Source organism: Halalkalibacter kiskunsagensis, assembly GCF_037027555.1.
Classification (GTDB): Bacteria; Bacillota; Bacilli; order Bacillales; family Bacillaceae_D; genus Halalkalibacter; species Halalkalibacter kiskunsagensis.
On sequence record NZ_JAXBLX010000023.1, the window covers coordinates 25,309 to 44,522 of the forward strand.

Sequence of the window (19,214 nt, forward strand, 5' to 3'; positions counted from 1 at the left end):
CTCTTTTTTATCACTTTTCTTTCGACAAACTTCGAGCGGTGCCAGGCACCCTATTCATACCTCAACGCATCCACCGGTTGTAGCTTCGATGCTTTCAACGAAGGAAGCAGTCCGAATACGATTCCAACAAACATGGAGAATATAAGTGAACCAATGATCGCTGGGACTGAGATGAGAAACGGCATGCCCGTTATCATCGAAATGAGCTTGGCAATTCCAATTCCCCCTCCAATTCCTAGGGCGCCACCTAAACTAGTTAACACGATCGCCTCTGTTAAGAATTGAAACAGAATGATGTAGCGCTTCGCTCCTAGCGCCTTTTTGATCCCAATCTCGCGTGTGCGTTCTGTCACCGATACGAGCATAATATTCATAACACCAATTCCCCCAACTAATAAGGAAATACTCGCAATTCCACCTAAGAGTAGCGCAAACGTCCGGTTATAAGCGGCCATTTCTTCTGCAATCTGCTGCATATCCATCACAGAATACATCGCTGTTTGCATATCAACAGGGGAAAGCTCGGCATTTAGCATATCAGCAGCCATCATGCCCGCCTCTTGAATATGCTCGGAAGACACAGCTTGAACAGCAATTTGCGTTGGCGCCTCAAACCCTTCTAAAAGCGGCCAAACCCCTCTTGGTAAATACATTTTTGGTTGGGTCCACTCGCCATAATAAAAGACATCCTCTTCTCCTTTATCGGTAAACACACCGACGACACGAAAAGGAATACCTGACATGTCAATCAGTTGTCCCACCGCCTCACCTTCTGGGAACAACTCATTCCTTGCATCTTCATTGATCATTACAACTTGAGTAGTACCCGTTAACTCATTAGGCAATAACTGCCTTCCCTCTACAAGTGTCATTGGAAAAAGCTCAAAATAGCCTTCATCCACCCCGTATAGTTGCGGGTAAGCTGAGTTTGTCTGATGAAATGCCATCACATTCCACGATTCATGATAAAGAGAAACTCCTGCCACATTCGGCTGATTGCGAATCATCTCGACGGTTTCCTCTTTCACAGGAGGAGCTGAGAGGTAAGACGTCGTATTGTAATACCCTTCTCCCATCATACTCATATCCTCATAGACAACGTTAATGGTATTATTGCCCATCCCGACTAAATTGCTTTTTAACGTTTCACTCTGTCCTTCAATGATCGAGACGATCGCAATGATAGCAGCAATCCCGATAATCACCCCTAACATCGTTAAAATGGAACGAAGTTTATGAGAAAGAATCGCTTGAAGGGAAATTCGAATGTTCTCAAGCATTGAGGCTCTCACCTCTTTCTTCGAGCAACAATTCCCCGTCTCGAATATAAACAATGCGATCAGCTTTATCCGCTACTTCTCGATCATGCGTTATCATAATCACGGTTACGCCTTCTTTGTTTAAGTCCGCAAAAAGCTTTAAAATTTGCTCGCCCGATTTCGTATCAAGCGCTCCTGTTGGCTCATCCGCTAAAATAAATTTTGGATTGTTTACAAGCGCGCGAGCAATCGCCACCCTTTGCTTTTGTCCACCAGAAAGTCTAGTCGGAAGAAACGAAACTCGATCAGCTAAGCCGACTTTTTCTAGTGATTCAAATGCTAATTTCTTTCTTTCTTTTTTCTTCACTTTGCTATAAATCAATGGAAGCTCCACGTTTTGCAAAGCCGTTAAACGTGGCAAGAGATGAAACGTTTGGAAGACGAAACCAATTTGCTTATTACGTATGTCAGCTAGTACACCTTCTTTTCCGGCAAGCATGTCCATTGCCTCAAGACTGTAGGAGCCTGACGTCGGTTTATCCAAACAACCAAGAATGTTCATAAGAGTTGATTTCCCCGAACCAGAAGGCCCCATAATCGCTAAAAATTCGCCTGCTTCAACCGAAAGATGAATATTTTTTAAAATCGGAATCTCTTCTTTTCCTAGTTTGTATGACTTATAGATTTTACTCAAACGAATCATAAATCATAACCTCTTTTCCTTCCGTTACTGAAGGATCAGGATACACAAGATAATTTTCAAGCGTCACACCACTCACAATTTCAATGGCAAATTCCTCATCAAATTGATGTCCAACTTCCACGTACTGCTTCCTAGCTGTCTGATTCTCATCTACGACCCATACATAAGGCTCGTCCTCATCCCAAACAACAAAATCCTGCATGACCTTCACTACAGAAGATACAGATTCCTCTTCTGAAATAGGCTCAAGATTAACATGAAACCCAATTTCTAACCCGCTATGGTCTTCAATAAGGACAGTAAATGGATAGTTTGATGACTGCGGGTTTGTTTCCAAATACATATCCATCATTTGACTGTCTTCGTTCGCTCCAACCGGGAGTCGACCAATCTCGGTAATGGTTCCTTGCCATTCTTCGTCTCCTCCAGCTTTCTTCGTAATTTTCATTTTCGTATCAACTTCTAATGTATCGATCAGGAACTCGTTCACTTGGCTTTTTATGAGGTAAGAGCCAGTTGACACAATTTGAATAAATGCGCCTTGTGCCTGTTCCATTTGTGCCCCATCCGCAATATCTTGATTGATCGACTGAACAATCCCCGCACTTTTGCTGAGCACCGTGGTTGATTCTTGCTCATCAGTTAGACTTTTGATTTGCTTTTGTTGCTGTCCTGCTTCTAAATTCATCATACGCAGATCAAATTTCACTTGTTCCAAATCCTCTTGCAGCAGCTCTTTCTCTTCTTTCTCTGCTTCTTTTATTGCTTTTTCCATCTTCGTCTGTCTTTTCTGCGCTTGATTAATTTGTAAATAGGACATCTCAAGTTGCATTTTTAATTGCTCAAGCTCCAAATTTGAATCCTCTAATGGCTCATACTCAAATAATGGAGTCCCTTCTTCAACTGTGTCCCCCTCTTTCACAAACACCTCTTTTACAGTCCCTTTATCAGGCTCCACGTAAATCTTTTCATGTTTCTCAGGTTCAATTTTCCCCGAGAAAGCATAAGGAGAAAAATCATCCAAATACATCATATCAGATACCTTTTGAACCCATGGCTCTTCCAACATCGCCCCAACTTGCTGACTTTGATTCATAAAATAATACGCCGCTCCCCCCCCTAGTAAAACGATCGCAACGATACACAAACTAACAATTAGAGCTATTTTCTTTTTCATCCATTTACGGCCCCTCACTATACAAACTTTTCTAAAATATAGAAATATTATCTAATTTATTCCAATTTATTTCAAGGGTTATTTTACAATTTTTTAGGAAGTTCGACATTATTTCTGGCGGTGCCAGGCACTTGTCGAGTGGAATCGAGACAATATTTCGCATACTCGCTTTTACGTTCTTCTTTTGTTCGAGTGAAATAGGTTAATAGATGGTGGGTATTCAAGTATTTTGACGGCGTAGCATAAGGGGTAGATAGAAAGGAAAAGCTGCTCCAATCATAGGAAGCAGGATGATCAACGATTTGGGCTTTTACTGGGTTTAAGTGGATTTAACGACTCACATCAAGCATCGCAGCCTCGTCATAGACCACATCAGCGAAATACCTCTTTTCAATAACATGTCCAGTCAAGCCATACTTAGTATTGAAATAATGGGCATAGCACTTTTTAATGAGGAGCATCACTTTCGGAATGGTTTCTTCCTTTGATAGTAACTGAAGATGGAAGTGGTTTGTCAAGGCAGTAAGAGACTAACTGATACGGAATTTTCTCATAAACTTTTTCAAGAATTTGCAAAAAAACAACGGATCACGTCTGTTTCCGCGACTTGTAATGTGGTAAAAGGCATCAGGGATCCAAACTCTTTTTTTCTGGGCATTTATTTCGCTCCTAACCTAGTAATGATACCAACAGTGATTCAATCAGCTGGTATCAATATTATCACTTTCCTTATAGCAGATAGGTCAATTAAGAAAACAAAGTATGAATTTAAATCTTAATTTACAACAAGAACGAAGCTTCGTAAATATAAAGTAAGATTATTCTGTTAATTATCGACATTTACTTTACACCAACAAATAACAACAAACTTCGGGAGGTAACAGACACTTCCCGAAGTCAAATACCCCGTTCCCTTATGTTTGTGCTTCTTATTTCACCCGCAATATGTTCCTCCTAGATTTATAGATTGAATAGAAGTCACTATCCATTCAACTCCTATTCAATCATTTTGTTTAAACTTCTACCTATTTCCCCACGCCTTTGTTGATTTTTTCCTTTCCATTATTGTCTTTTTCTTCCTCACTCTCCATCTTGATGACCACTGTTGTCAATGGATCGATCGTGATGCTGCGCCCCGTCAGTTTAAAGCCTGACCTTTTTGATACTTCCTCGATTCCCGCTTCATCACTGTCTACTAAAACGGTGCCCTTCATTAGGTTTTTCCCTATTGTTACTGTTCTTTCTTCATTATCTGCATTGACAAATACATAATAAGCCGTACCATCTGTTGCTTCATTTCGATAGCCTATTACTAAATCTTGTTCCTCTATTTCTGGAGCATCTAGTAACGTTACATTGGAATCTACCAATTCTTTTGTTCCGAGTCTAAAAGCATCTGTTGATCTTCTTAAAGCAATCAAACCTGTTGTATATTCCCTTGTCAGATTGTTGATAGGGTACAACTCTGCATTCGTAGCCTGATCCCAAGTAAACATATTAATCACATCAGACGAGTCATACGAATCATGAATAAAGTATGGATACGTAAATGGATTGCCATCTTCATCTTCCATATAAGTAGATTTATATGGAGGCTCTGACGTTTCCGCTCTGAACTGCTTCGTACGTCCAAACTCTTGACCTGCGTGAATAAAGGCTTTTCCTTGAGCGGTTAAAAGCATTGTATTTCCAAGTCTGATTCGTTGGTGAATTTCCTCTTGATGTAATTCTGGATCTTTCTTAATCGATTGAGCGATGACATCATGAAGCGTTAAATTATCATGGGCTGCTATATATGAAACCACATCGCCAGGATCATCTGCCTTAAAATTATAAGGTTGAGCTTTAATATTATCAAATATTTGTTGGATATTTCTTTCTCCACCCGTAATGAATCTTGGTTCTCCCTCACTGCCAAAGCCAGACTTCCATTCGTTTCGAAATTCATCAGAGAATACCCCGACACTTTCTGTATGCTGCATCCAGTCTTGGTCTGCTGGCATAACATCGCCGCCGCTTTCATCCCCTACAAACGTTCTCCAGCCTTCTCCGATCATCACGATATTCGGATTTAGTTCTTTTGCTTTATCATAGGCAATTTGAATACTATCTGCATCATGATCTCCCATCATATCAAAGCGGAATCCATCAACCTTAAACTCCTCAACCCAGTACGTAATCGAATCAACAAGAATTCTTCTTGCCATTTCATGAGTTGTGCCTAAACGTCCACCACCAAAGCTTGTTCTAGGTGTTCCATCAGCATCCATAAAGTGATAATAGTTAGGGACAAGATCTTCAAAGATCTCTACTCTTGCTGTGTGATTGTAAACGACATCAAGCACAACCCCCATGCCGCGGCTATGAATTTCATCGATTAACATCTTTAATTCTTCTATTCTGAGCTCTGGATCATCTGGGTTTTCTGAATACACCCCGGTTGGTGAAAAATAACTATGCGGATCATAGCCCCAATTATAATTCGTACCAGTTGAAGCATACTCTAACAATCTTTCCGCACTTTCTGACTCATTTACATTGAAGTAATTCATAACGGGTAACAGTTGAATGTGCGTCACCCCTAAATCTTCAATGTAATCTAATTTCTCTGCAAAAGCTGCAAACGTTCCGAACTGTGCAGTGAGTTCATCATCAATGCTTGGATCAGATGTAAAATCTCTTACATGAACCTCGTAAATGATCGCATCTTCTCTCTTTTCAAATCCTTCTATTTCCGCAAAATTTAATTCAGGTCCAAGCGTTGAAGGATCAACAATCGCAGCTTTCCCAATGGAATATTTTCCTGCATGATCCCACGTAGCCATAGACTTAGCATATGGATCTAGCGTTAACTTTTCTTCTCCGCCGTGATCAATTTTATAATGATAGTAATAACCTTGTAGATCTTTTAAACTAGTATTTTCTTTATTAAGTGTTACGTGCCATACACCACGATCTCCTTTTGTCATTTCTATATCCTCTTTTACAACCAAATCCTGATCGTCCTTGTCGTATAAGATCACAGATACATCATCAGCCAGAGGAGACCACAACTTCAACGTCGCTGTACCATCACTATGTAATTCTGCACCTAAGTCACCATCATAAGCGTACATTTCATCTACTAGCTGCCACCCAATAATAGCGGTGAGCGATTGCTCTTTGTACTTTACGGTAAAAGGAGCCTGAGATACGTCAAAATTACCGTGAAGTTCAATCGTCTTATCATCTTCAATTGTCACATTTGTCAATTCCACTTCGTTTTCATCTTTATCAAATATCATCATTTCCTCGGCTATGCCCTCTTCTGTTAAACCCATTGTATAAGAAAAATTCAGTTGAATTTTCGTGTCTGATAACACGTTAGCTGACAACATTTTTATCGGTACTTCCCCGTCCGAAGAAGTATAAACCACGTCATCGCCTTCTTTAATCCATACTTCATTCTTGTCTAGAGAGCTAATCTCAACGAACTTGTCGTTTCCATCTTTCTCTCCAGTCGTCGTATTTAACACAAGAAATCCTACTTTCTCGGCATTCTCTTGTAACTCAATATCAAGATAAGCACCATAACTCGTCATTTGATCTTCCTTAAATTGTATCGCTCCTGAAGGCCAATTATTAGTAGGGCTAGCGACATCTTCCCATAACCAAAGACCAAGCTCAGTAAAATGCTGATCCTCTCTTTCATAGTGGATTCTTAACGTATTTTCAGGGATATCTAAAGACTCTGCTTGATTCGCTACTACTTGTTCTGCTGCCCCTGAATCGGTAAACGAAAAATATCCCAACGAAGAGATCATTAGTAATAACATGATGATAATCAACGATTTTTTCATTTTCTCTACTCCTTTTTCAAATAAGATTTCAAATTTAAAAGGTTGTTCCCCTTTGTTAGCTTAGCTCTTTGTCCTTTCCCTAATTAGTTTTTAAAGCACATAAATAGGTTCGTAATTGAACTAAGTTACTTTCCTGCTGTTATCGTCTAGTTGATTGTTTACAAGCAATCCGCAATAAAAACTCTCACCTCCTTTAAAAACTCAAAGAGTTAAAGTTAACAGAAATTTGTCGTTAAACGAAAAGGGTTTCGTAACTTTTATTAAATAATATCTTACCTATAAAAAGCTGTTTTTTTATAATGTAATCTTCGAAGTAATAGCTTTAGGCTGTGCTGTTATTGTTTTTCACGATTTATACCGATTAGCACCAATGCGAATAATGCGGAAGTAACCCTCACCTAAAGTAACCGCTTTCTAAAATAAAACAAAGGATAATTCAATTAATAATATAAAGCCTCTCCATTTTTTACGAAAAGCTTTTCGTAAAACCGAGAAAAGAATACACCTATCAAATAGTTAGGTGCTTATTATTTTCTTAACGGTTTTTCTTTCAATGATTTCATGAGCCATAATGGCACTTGCTATTGTGTCCTGATTATTAATCATTTCGATTAACTTTGTAATTGCGACCTTCCCCATCTCTCGTAACGGCTGTGCTACGGTTGTTAATGGAGGAATCGCCATTTCAGCAATGTTGGTGTTATCATAGCCAATTACGGAAAAATCGTCAGGAACCTTTAAGTTGTGTTCAGATGCGACTGAGATCGCCCCCATCGCCATATCATCACTAGCAACAAAGATGGCTGTAAACTCATCTCGGAATGGTAATAATTGTTCCATACTTGTTCTGCCGGATTGAAAACCGAAATCTCCATACACAATGATGTTTTCATTCACTGACAAACCATGGTCTCCTAACGCTTTTATAAAACCTTCATACCTTGGCAATCCAGCAAGTTCATCATCTTGTGATCCACTTATCATTGCTATTTTCGTGTGTCCATTTTGAATGAGGTAACTTGCTGCATGGTATGCTGCTTGTTTATCATCGACTTTTACATAGGGGACTGAATAGCGATAGGACATCGATGATAATAGTATAACGGGTATGTCTAACGCTTTAATTTCTTTATAGTATTCTTCTTTTAGGGGAGAACTCGTAAGAATGATGCCATCTACTTTCTTTTCCCCTAACACACTCAAGTACTCAAGCGTACGGTTCCCCAATGGCCCTGTATTACAAACAATCGTACTAAAATGATTTTCATGGGCACTTTCTTCGATTCCATTTAACAGTTTCGAAGAAAAAGAGCTGATTATATTTGGAAGAAGAACACCAATCGTATGGGTCTTTTTATGAATTAACCCTCTTGCCAGTCCATTTGGATGAAAACCCATTTCTTTGATCACTTTTTCTACTTTTTCTTTTGTTGCCTCTGAATAGCCAGGTTGGTTATTTATGATTCTTGAGACAGTGGAAATAGAGACATTCGCTTGTAATGCAACATCTTTAATTGTTGTTTTCATTTCATCACCTTTTAGGAAAACGTTTTCGCAACGTTAGTAATTATTACTGTAACACCTTATTTTTTAAACTGCAAGAATTTTTAGAACTACTTTTATTGTGCAAACACTTGAACAAACAATACGGGAATTGGATTGGGATTAGAACACTATCTATATGTATGAAATTAAAAATCTATGAATGTATGTTATGTAAGAAAAAAAGAAGCTAGTACGTACCTTAAGCACTAGTTCCTTTTGACCATTTAAAATAGAGCAGTGATAGTATTACTATATAAAGCTTTATCTAAGGAGTTACAGAAACTGTAGAATTTACAATAGTAGGTTTCCTTACAATCCTTTCTAGAGACTCCCCCTGAATATAAATTAGGAAAGGAAGCACCTGCCACAGGTACTTCCTTTCCTATTAATTACCCTTTCACCGCACCTGATGTCAGTCCACTGACAATGTGCTTTTGCCCAATGATGAAGACGATTAACACAGGAATGGAAGTAAGCACAATATTGGTACTTACAAGATTCCACTGTGCACTGAATTGACCAAAGAAATTGTAAACAGCAAGAGTGACTGGCCATTTATCAACTGAATTTAAGAAATACAATGGTGCTGTAAACTCATTCCAAACATTCATGAAATTTAACACAAAGATGGTTACTAGTACAGGCTTCAATAACGGCATTTGAATTAATCATCAAAGGACAACGTTTTATGCTTTTATCTGAAATCATCATGAATTTTCCAGTCGAAACGAAAACAACAACGTTTCCGTCAGCTAATTCTGAGAAAATGAACAGACTAAAAAAAGTTCTCGAATACATTGATCAACATTTTCGTGAGAAGCTAACGATTAAAGAACTTGGGCTGATTATACAATTGAGTGAAGGCCACTTGAGTCGTTTTTTCAAATCCCTTGTACAAATGACTCCGATTGACTATATCAATACGATTCGAATCAATAAAGCGGCAAAGTTATTGAAGGAAACTGATCATACGATTCTTGAAATTTCACTAGAAGTTGGCTTTGATAACACTAGTTACTTCATTCGAACATTTAAACGACAAAAAAATGTACGCCGTCTGAATTTCGAAAGAACGTCCTTTCATAATCTGTACTAACGTTCATAAGTCATTTTTTTCTGAATAAATACAAAATTTACTTTTTATGCCTTGTTCTGCTTTTCATTTCATAGCACAATAGAAAGAGAAAACATTCTACTGGAGGATACTTATGACAAACATACTGTTCGATCTACATACCCACCACGATCGGTGCGGGCATGCCGTAGGAAAAATTGAAGACTATATTCAGTCAGCGGTGGAAAAAGGGCTTCATTACATTGCAATATCCGATCACTCGCCGTTTTTTTTCAGTGACGAAGATCAATTGCATCCCCGCATTGCCATGGCAAAAAGTGAGCTTGCTTCCTATGTAGGGGAAGTGTTAACGCTGAAGGAAAAGTACAAAGATAAAATTCACGTGCTTCTTAGCTTAGAGAGTGACTACTTCCCAGAACATGAAGATATTTACCGACAAAACATTGCTAAGCATCCATTTGACTTTGTAATCGGGTCCGTTCATTGGGTCAATGACGTAAGTATTTTTAAAAAGGGACGATGGGATGGATTACATGAGGCTGATCGCATTAGAAACAAGGAAGATTATTATAAACTGATCCAAGCTTCCGCGAAAAGCGGGATCTTTCAAGTACTCGGTCACATTGATGCGATGAAAGGCTTTTACCCCGAGTTCACACAAATTGAGACACCAATTATCGATGAAACACTAAAGGTTATTAGCAGCGAGGGTGTATCAATTGAAGTCAATACGTCCGGTAAAACAAAGGACTGCGGCGGTTGGTACCCGTCAAACGAGATCTTAGAGCGCGCCTTGCATTTTGGAGTAGATATCTCGTTCGGTTCAGATTCGCATGTTCCTGATCGGATTGGCGATGATTACTTAGATGTGCAGAAAACGCTAAAGGAGATCGGCTTTCGCGAGATGGTTTACTATGTAGAGAAGAAGCGGCAGGTTGTATTGTTGTAAAAGAGTTTTCTCAAAAGGTCGCTTTTTACCTTTTGAGAAAACTCGAAGCAATGAGTGGAGCCGCTGCCTTCTCTTAAGCCTTTTATGAGTGGGTTTCTCATAAAGGCGTGCAGCGTGCGGAGCCATTGCCACTCTTTTGAGGTAATGGTCAACACCCCATTATTAGGACACTTATAATGGGGTGTTGATGACCATTATAAACACTAAAAGAAGCAACTGCGCCTTTCACATAAAGGGCAATTGCTTCTTTTTGGTTATAGCACTATTTTAAAACCGACTTCATTTTCGCTACAACATTTTCAACCGTAAAGCCGTATTCACTTAAAATTTTGCTTGCTGGAGCGGATGCACCGAACTGATCAATTGCGATCACTTCACCGTTGTCTCCAACATACTTGCTCCAACCAAGAGATGAGCCCATTTCAATTCCAACACGTGCTTTTACAGCTGGTGGAATGACAGAATCCTTGTACTCTTTTGATTGCTTTTCAAAGCTATTCCAGCTCGGCATACTAACAACAGAAACGAAAATACCTTCTGCTTCTAATTGTTTTTGCGCTTCAACTGCTAGCTGAACCTCTGAACCTGTTGCAAGTAGTAACCCAGCTACTTCTCCTTTTGCTTCAGATACAACATAAGCACCTTTGCTTACGCCTTCGTATGCAACGTCCACTGATTGAGCTGAAGTCATTAAATCTTGACGGCTTAATACTAGCATTGTTGGCTCATCTTTTGACTCAAGCGCAACTTTCCATGCTGCTACCGTTTCGTTGCCGTCAGCTGGACGAATTACGTTTACACCAGGCATTGCACGGAATGATGCCAGTTGCTCAACAGGCTCATGCGTTGGACCATCTTCCCCAACTGCGACACTATCATGTGTAAATACATACGTAACAGGAAGCTTCATTAATGCTGATAGACGCACAGCTGGACGTAGGTAATCAGAGAATACGAAGAATGTTGCACCAAATGGTTTCACTCCACCGTGAAGCGCCATTCCGTTTATCGCTGCGGCCATGGCAAATTCACGAACACCAAACCACACATTGCGGCCGCTGTAATTATCTCTGCTAAAGTTTGACTCGCCTTTTAGCATTGTTTTGTTCGATGACGCTAAGTCAGCTGATCCACCAAAAATTGTTGGAACTTTTTTCGCAAATGCATTAAGTGCATCTCCACCAGAAGAGCGAGTAGCAACCTTGTCCACTCCAGCTTTATACGAAGGAACCTCGCTATCAAAGTCTACAGGTAGCTCACCACTAATAGCTTGCTCAAGTTGCTCCCCTAGTTCTGGGAATGCTTTTTTGTAACGCTCGACAAGCTGTTTCCACTCATCTTCTTGCTTCGCTCCTGCTTCTTGTACCTTTTCAAAGTAGTTCTTTACGTCGCTTGGTACGTGGAATTCTTCTTCCGCAGTCCAACCATAGTTTTCTTTTACTAACTTGATTTCATCCGTTCCTAGTGGGGCACCATGAGAAGCTGATTTTCCACCTTTGTTTGGTGAACCGTATCCGATCGTTGTTTTTACTTCGATTAATGTCGGACGATCATCTTGTTTAGCAAGCTCAATTGCTTTGTTAATCTCATCAAGATTATTTCCATCCTCTACACGAAGATAGTGCCATCCGTAAGCTTTGAAACGACCTTCTACACTTTCAGAGAATGATAGGTTTAAATCTCCATCAAGCGAGATATCATTTGAGTCATATAATACAACAAGACGGCCAAGCTTTACGTGTGCAGCAAGTGATGCCGCTTCTGCTGACACACCTTCCATTAAGTCTCCATCTCCACAAATGCTGTACGTATAGTGATCAACAACATTGTACTCGTCACGATTAAATGTCGCTGCTAAATGTCTTTCTGCCATTGCCATCCCAACAGCCATTGCGAATCCTTGACCTAGTGGACCTGTTGTTGCATCGACACCTGCTGTATGACCAAATTCAGGATGTCCTGGTGTTTTGCTTCCCCATTGACGGAAGTTTTGCAAATCGTCCAATGAAACGTCATAACCTGATAGATGTAAAATGCTATAAAGCAGCATCGAACCATGACCAGCTGATAAAACAAAGCGGTCGCGGTTGAACCACTCTGGATTTTGTGGATTATGCTTCATGTTTTGACCATAAAGAGACAACGCCATTGGCGCTGCGCCCATTGGCATCCCCGGATGACCTGAGTTGGCTTTTTCGACACTATCAATTGATAGTGTTCGAATTGTGTTAACTGCTAATTGCTCGATTGTTAGTTGTTCTGTTGACAAGAAAAACACGTCCTTTCGAATTATGTAAAATGAATTGCGAGTTATTTGCCATTTTTCAATCTTATCAGTTTTTTCGACTAATTATCCAGTTAATTTCTGGATATTATCAATTATTCTATAAATATATTAGTAGTTTTCCGAAATTACAAGCTATTCTGTTACATATTAGCGAATTTCCAGTTATATCACCTAAAGCGCCATTATATGAGCGAAATTACTGTTATACAAAACTAATAGAGATACAATCACGCATATTTAAGGAGTGAGAAATCTCCCACTCCTCCTACAATGATTAATTTTCGACAAAAATCCGGATGTGAGAGTCATTATGAGCGAAAGCTTTTCAATCCTTCATTTAAAACCTTTGTTTGGGCGTAGACCTCTTTATACAATTGGAATAACTCATTGTAGCGTTCTACATTTTCTGGTACTGGTGTGTATGTGGTTGCCTCTTGAATAAACACGTCAGCACATTCTTGTAATGAGTCATACCAACCACTACCGTACGCTGCTAGCATCGCTGCTCCGACAGCTGGTCCTTGTTCACTTGATAATTTGACGATTTTCGCGTTAAAGACATCTGCTTGAATTTGCAGCCATGTCTCATTTTTCGCTCCGCCGCCAATGGAAATAATCGTATCAATCGTCTTGCCACTTTCACGGAAAATCTCAATTGATTCGTTTAACGAGAACGTAATGCCTTCGATAACCGAACGAGCAAAGTCAATGCGCTTATGTGATGCATCCATTCCGATAAAGCTCGCACGGATGACAGAATCTGCATGAGGGGTTCTTTCGCCAACTAAATAAGGTGTAAACAACAAACCATTTGCGCCAATCGGTACATTGTTGAGACCTTCTAATAACGTTTCAAACTGCTCATCTTTTGCAAATGTATCTCTGAACCAACTTAAGCTGTATCCAGCAGCCAGCGTAACTCCCATCGTATAGAACGCATTCTCTTCGCCATGGTTAAAATAATGAACCTTCCCTTGGAAATCGCGATCATTGCGCTCTTCGTATGAAAGGACAACACCAGATGTTCCGATCGAACAAAGCGTTTTCCCTTCAGAAAGAATGCCTGAACCAATCGCACCACACGCATTATCTGCGCCACCAGCAAAGACTTTCGTAGTAGAAGCTAGTCCTGTCTCACCAGAAAATTCTACAGTAACATGACCGACAAACTCAGACGAACCAACAAGTGGCGGGCAAAGTTTCGCGTCAATGCCGACAAGCGCAAGTAACTCATCGCTCCACTGTTTCTCGCCAACATCTAACATTAACGTTCCTGCCGCATCCGAGTATTCCATATGTGTCGCACCTGTCATTTTCAAGCGCAAATAATCCTTTGGCAACATAAAGACTGAGGCATTCGCTAAAACATCTGGCTCATATTGCTTCACCCACAGCAATTTTGGCAAGGTAAAACCTTCTAACGCTGGGTTTTTCGTGATCTCAAGCAAACGTTCTTCGCCGACCATGTCATAAATTTGCTGACATTGTTCAGTTGTACGTGTATCGTTCCAAAGAATGGCATTGCGAAGAACGTTTTGATCCTCATCTAATAAGACAAGACCGTGCATTTGTCCTGAAAAACTAATGCCTTCAATGCTACTAACGTCGCCATCAAACTGCTCAACGAGTTCCGTTAACGCTGCGGTTGTTTTTTCAACCCATTCGTTTGGATCCTGTTCACTATAACCAGATTTTTCTTGAATGAGTGGATATTCTTTTGATACCTCAAGACACACTTCGCCTTGGTTATTCATAAGCAATACTTTGACAGCACTCGTGCCAAGATCCACACCAATTACATATTTCATTTAGGTCACCCCATTAATAATGTCGTAAGAAAAACGCCTTTTTGAAGAAACGAGCCAATCACTTGATTTGCTTTTATCCTTCACTATGTTCACTAAAAAATTCATCGTTGTTCTCTTTTAAAAAGTGTGCTGAATACATAAAGAATCCAGCACACTTTTTTTGCTATTGTCATGTTTTTGTAATGGCTACGATTCCACTTATACAAAAAGGGGAATACTCCCTTTTTTTTGCGAACTTCTTACGCGTTTACCGTTGCATATGCTTCTAAGATGTACTTGTTGATCGTTGCTTTAAGTTTTTCTTGTCTACCAGACTTGTTTTTGATTTCGCCAAGTCCTAGTGCATACTTTTCAAGCTTGTGGAAGTCTGTTTTCCCTTCAACAATGTCAAGGCCAATTCCGCTTGTGTAGCTGCTGTAACGATCTGCTACAAAGTCTTCTAATACTTTGTCTTCAAGCAGACGCTGGGCAACTCTTGCACCGATAGCAAATGCATCCATACCAGCAATATGAGCGTGGAACAAGTCATCTGTGTCAAATGAACCACGACGTACTTTTGCATCAAAGTTCAATCCACCAGTTCCAAGTCCACCGTTTTTCAAGATTTCATACATTGCTAGTGTTGTAGAGTAAAGATCCGTTGGGAATTCATCCGTATCCCAGCCAAGTAATGTATCGCCTTGGTTCGCATCCACTGATCCTAACATGCCGTTCACACGTGCTAAATGTAATTCATGTTCAAACGTATGACCAGCTAGTGTTGCATGGTTTGCTTCAATATTGAACTTGAAGTGATCTTGAAGATCATATTTTTGTAAGAATGATAAAGATGTTGCAACGTCAAAGTCATATTGGTGAGTTGTTGGCTCTTTTGGCTTAGGCTCGATTAAGAACTGAGCGTCAAATCCAATTTCATTAGCATAGTCTTTCGCCATATGGAAGAAGCGTGCTAAGTTATCTAGCTCAAGTCCCATATCTGTATTTAAAAGTGTTTCGTACCCTTCACGGCCACCCCAGAATACATAGTTTTCAGAACCTAGCTCTTTCCCAACTTCTAGACCTTTCTTTACTTTTGCTGCTGCATAAGCAAAGATATCTGCATTTGGAGAAGTTGCTGCCCCTGATAACCAGCGTGGATGTGTGAACATGTTTGCTGTGTTCCAAAGAAGTTTTGTATTGCTTGTTTTCATGTATTCTTTAATCATTGCTACGATTTCATCGATGTTTTTGAACGTTTGGCTAAGTGAATCTGCCTCAGGTGCGATATCGAAATCATGGAAAGCGAAGAATGGAACGCCAAGCTTCTCATAAAATTCGAATGAAGCTTCCACACGTGCTTTTGCCAAGTCCATTCCTGAAAGACGATCGTACGGACGAACAGCAGTACCCGCGCCAAATGGATCTGCACCTTCTCCTGTAAATGTATGCCAGTAAGATACTGCGAAGCGAAGATACTCTTCCATTGTCTTACCGTTAAATGTTTCTTCTGGGTTGTAGTACTTATATGAAAATGGATTAGTAGAATTAGGACCTTCGAATTTCACTTTGTTTACATTGCTAAAATAGCTCATTTTTATTCCTCCAATATGTTATGATGTTTTTTGGAATCGTTTTCATTACATCTTCATTATAGCAGGTGAAACTTAGTTTGTCTATCGAACTAACTAAGTTTTTTTTAAAAATTTTCCTTCTTTTATCTTCCAACCTCTTCCCTCGGGCTTAGGATTACACCTTTTGCTCTTGAACTAGCTCACATACAAATAAATATCTCCCATTTAATACAGGTTTACAAACTATCCCTTGCGAACCTTAGTTCGTTTAATACACTAACTAAGTTTTAAATTTACTTAGATTTGTGATATAACTATATATATTAAAAAGAGCGACCTACATTCTATTAATAAACGAAGGGACAAAGATCTATGTCATGGAACCAGCAAGTTGTAAAAGTGAAAAACAAACATTCAATACTACAGTCGATTATAGAACGGGCTCCCTTATCTCGGGCCGATATTTCCCAACACATTGGTCTAACGAAAGGAACTGTTTCGACGATCGTAACTGAGCTATTAGAAGCAAATTTATGCTATGAGACGGGACCTGGGGTATCCAGTGGCGGTAGACGTCCTGTCATGCTCTTGTTTAATGAACGAGCTGGATACTCAATCGGAATTGATTTAGGCGTAAATTATATTTTAGGTGTGCTAACCGATTTATGTGGAACAATTATCGAAGAGAAAATGATTACGATTACAAACAATTCCTATGAGGAAACCGTCATTTTACTGAAAGAAGTCATTCAGTTTTTACGTTATGTCGCCCCAGAAAGTCCTTATGGTGTCGTCGGAATTGGCATTGGTGTTCCAGGAATCGTAACAAAGGAAGGAACAATCCTCAATGCCCCGAACTTAGGATGGAAAAATATTTCTTTGAAACAGGATATTGAAAAAGAGTTTGCTCTTCCAGTCACCATTGATAACGAAGCGAATGCCGGTGCTTATGGTGAAAAACGATTCGGTGCTGGAAAAGACTTTGAAAATCTCATCTATATTAGTGCTGGTATTGGGATCGGTGTCGGATTTATTTTAAACAATGAATTATACCGTGGAGCTGAAGGGTTTTCCGGTGAAATGGGCCATATGATTATTGAAGTAAACGGAGATCCTTGTAGCTGTGGTAGCCGTGGATGCTGGGAATTATATGCGTCTGAGAAAGCGTTATTAAAACAAGCAGCAACAGAAATTGCAGCTGCGCCGGTGCAAAGCTTAGAGCAACTAATTGAACAGGCACATACAAACGACGAAGTAAAAGAAATTTTCGAGCAAGTTGGTGAAAAGCTCGGAATTGGCGTGAACAATATTATTAATTCCTTTAATCCACAACAGATCATTATTGGAAATCGGTTAGCACTTGCAGAGGATTTACTGCTTAACCCAGTCCTAAAAGTTGTCGAAGATCGCACGCTTAAACATAATCAATCAAACTTACAAATTACCTTTTCCGATCTAGCAAGTCACTCCTCCGCACTTGGCGTTTCCGCTTATGCGATTGAGAACTTTATTGATACAGAAATGTATAAAGATTTGTAAAATACCACTTCAAACGAAAGGTCTGCCTCCTAGCGACAAAATGGCGCTAGGAAGCAGACCTTTTCTCATTCGACAAACTTTGGGTGGGGCCAGGCACCTACACTGTTTTGACTTTCTCTTTCCCGCCCTCACTACGGTCAACGAACACCGCACATGCAGCGTCCCCTGTAATGTTAACAGACGTTCTAAGCATATCAAGAATACGGTCAACGGCAAGAACAAGAGCAATTCCTTCTACAGGAAGTCCAACAGATTGGAGCACCATCGCAAGCATAATCATCCCAACTCCTGGAACACCGGCTGTTCCAATACTTGCAAGCGTAGCTGTTAACACAACTGTGACTAAGTCACCTGTTGAAAGTGGCACCGCAAATACTTGAGCAATAAATACAGTTGCCGCAGCTTGCATAATCGCTGTACCATCCATATTAATCGTCGCTCCAAGCGGCTGTACAAAGCCCGAAATTGGTTTGGACACACCTAGGTTTTCTTGCGCTGTTTTCATCGAAAGTGGCAGCGTTGCATTACTACTTGACGTACTAAACGCAACCGTCATCGCAGGGAAAAAGCCTTTGAAGAAAGTTACTGGGCTCATTCTTCCAAAGAAATAAACGGTACCAGAATATACAACGACTACGTGCAAGATGAGCGCAAAAATGACACAAAACATGTACATCCCCATCGAAGATAAGGCATCAAGCCCTAGTTTCCCTAATGCAGATGCGATTAGTCCAAAGGCCCCATACGGTGCAAGCTTCATCGCAATCGTGACAAGGTACATCATAATGTCATTTCCTTGCTCCACTAGCTTCGTGAAACCACTCGTCTTTTCCCCAAGTGCAGCAAGTGCAACTCCAACGAATACCGCAAAGGCAATAATTTGCAGCATCTCCCCTGAAGCTAATGAATCAATTGGATTCGTTGGGATAATGTTTAGGAGCGTTTCCATCACAGGAGGTGGATCTTGTGCGACGAACTCTTCTCCCCCTTCTCCCATCAACCCTTCTTGTCCAGGCTGAACGACAAGAGCGACAGCAAAGGCAATACAAAGTGCCAGCATCGTTGACACAAGGTAAAAACCAACGGTCTTCGTTCCAATTCTCCCTAACTTCTTTGTGTCGCCCATGCCCGCTGTCCCAAGTACAATGGAAAAGAACACAAGCGGTACGACAAGCATCGTAATAAGCTTTAAGAATAGCTGTCCTAACGGAGCTAGAAAATACGCATCGACCGGTTCAAAGAGAGTAGGAGCAAAAACATTGAAGCCAATTCCAACACCTACCCCGAGTATCAGTGCGATTATAATTTTTTTCGTTAAACTCAACCGACATTCTCCTCTCATGATTTCTAATTTTCATTCATCATCAGGTAGAAGGTATACGTTCATGAATTTTAGCTTAAGTGCATTTTGTTAATTAAGGCTTATACCCTCTTTGTGCATAACGGAAACATTAAACCATTTTTGGCCATAATTTATGTATTT

Annotated in this window: 13 protein-coding genes; 3 read left to right on the forward strand and 10 right to left on the reverse strand. The window is 40.0% G+C overall.

Annotated elements, in window-relative coordinates; all coding sequences use genetic code 11:
* Positions 1-50: 50 nt before the first annotated feature.
* From SLH51_RS14325 to SLH51_RS14350, 6 genes are all read right to left on the reverse strand, one after another.
* On the reverse strand, positions 51-1,280 hold the full coding sequence (locus SLH51_RS14325) for an ABC transporter permease (RefSeq protein WP_335962018.1): 1,230 nt from the start codon (positions 1,278-1,280) through the stop codon (positions 51-53).
* A complete protein-coding gene (locus SLH51_RS14330) occupies positions 1,273-1,962 on the reverse strand; it encodes an ABC transporter ATP-binding protein (RefSeq protein WP_335962019.1) in 690 nt (229 codons plus the stop codon). The genes SLH51_RS14325 and SLH51_RS14330 overlap by 8 nt, the downstream gene beginning before the upstream one ends.
* Positions 1,946-3,139, reverse strand: a complete 1,194-nt coding sequence (locus tag SLH51_RS14335) for an efflux RND transporter periplasmic adaptor subunit (RefSeq protein WP_335962020.1) — start codon at positions 3,137-3,139, stop codon at positions 1,946-1,948. The genes SLH51_RS14330 and SLH51_RS14335 overlap by 17 nt, the downstream gene beginning before the upstream one ends.
* Positions 3,140-4,164: 1,025 nt before the next feature.
* Positions 4,165-6,978 carry a pullulanase gene (locus tag SLH51_RS14340; RefSeq protein ID WP_335962021.1) on the reverse strand — a complete coding sequence of 938 codons (2,814 nt, stop codon included), beginning with the start codon at positions 6,976-6,978 and terminating at the stop codon, positions 4,165-4,167.
* A gap of 516 nt (positions 6,979-7,494) precedes the next feature.
* Complete coding sequence (locus SLH51_RS14345; RefSeq protein ID WP_335962022.1) at positions 7,495-8,505, reverse strand: LacI family DNA-binding transcriptional regulator; 1,011 nt, start codon at positions 8,503-8,505, stop codon at positions 7,495-7,497.
* A gap of 407 nt (positions 8,506-8,912) precedes the next feature.
* Positions 8,913-9,134, reverse strand: coding sequence for an ABC transporter permease family protein (locus SLH51_RS14350; protein WP_335962023.1), 222 nt, complete (start codon positions 9,132-9,134; stop codon positions 8,913-8,915).
* Between the two features lie 77 nt (positions 9,135-9,211).
* Here SLH51_RS14350 and SLH51_RS14355 point away from each other — a divergent pair, with 77 nt between their 5' ends.
* The gene (locus SLH51_RS14355; protein ID WP_335962024.1) at positions 9,212-9,619 is read left to right on the forward strand and encodes a helix-turn-helix transcriptional regulator; all 408 of its coding nucleotides are present in this window, start codon (positions 9,212-9,214) and stop codon (positions 9,617-9,619) included.
* Positions 9,620-9,740: 121 nt separating this feature from the next.
* Positions 9,741-10,547, forward strand: coding sequence for a histidinol-phosphatase (locus tag SLH51_RS14360; protein ID WP_335962065.1), 807 nt, complete (start codon positions 9,741-9,743; stop codon positions 10,545-10,547).
* Between the two features lie 262 nt (positions 10,548-10,809).
* On the opposite strand, the gene tkt is transcribed toward SLH51_RS14360, so the two are convergent.
* The 3 genes from tkt to xylA form a co-directional block, all read right to left on the reverse strand.
* The gene (gene tkt / locus SLH51_RS14365; RefSeq protein ID WP_335962026.1) at positions 10,810-12,816 is read right to left on the reverse strand and encodes a transketolase; all 2,007 of its coding nucleotides are present in this window, start codon (positions 12,814-12,816) and stop codon (positions 10,810-10,812) included.
* 326 nt (positions 12,817-13,142) lie between these two features.
* Entirely contained in the window at positions 13,143-14,642 is a 1,500-nt protein-coding gene (gene xylB / locus SLH51_RS14370; RefSeq protein ID WP_335962027.1) for a xylulokinase, read from the reverse strand.
* Between the two features lie 239 nt (positions 14,643-14,881).
* Positions 14,882-16,213 carry a xylose isomerase gene (gene xylA / locus SLH51_RS14375; protein ID WP_335962028.1) on the reverse strand — a complete coding sequence of 444 codons (1,332 nt, stop codon included), beginning with the start codon at positions 16,211-16,213 and terminating at the stop codon, positions 14,882-14,884.
* A gap of 351 nt (positions 16,214-16,564) precedes the next feature.
* On the opposite strand from xylA, the gene SLH51_RS14380 reads away from it, so the two are divergent.
* A complete protein-coding gene (locus SLH51_RS14380) occupies positions 16,565-17,731 on the forward strand; it encodes an ROK family transcriptional regulator (RefSeq protein ID WP_335962029.1) in 1,167 nt (388 codons plus the stop codon).
* A 97-nt stretch (positions 17,732-17,828) separates the two neighbouring features.
* On the opposite strand, the gene SLH51_RS14385 is transcribed toward SLH51_RS14380, so the two are convergent.
* Positions 17,829-19,055 carry a dicarboxylate/amino acid:cation symporter gene (locus SLH51_RS14385; protein WP_335962030.1) on the reverse strand — a complete coding sequence of 409 codons (1,227 nt, stop codon included), beginning with the start codon at positions 19,053-19,055 and terminating at the stop codon, positions 17,829-17,831.
* Positions 19,056-19,214: the final 159 nt, after the last annotated feature.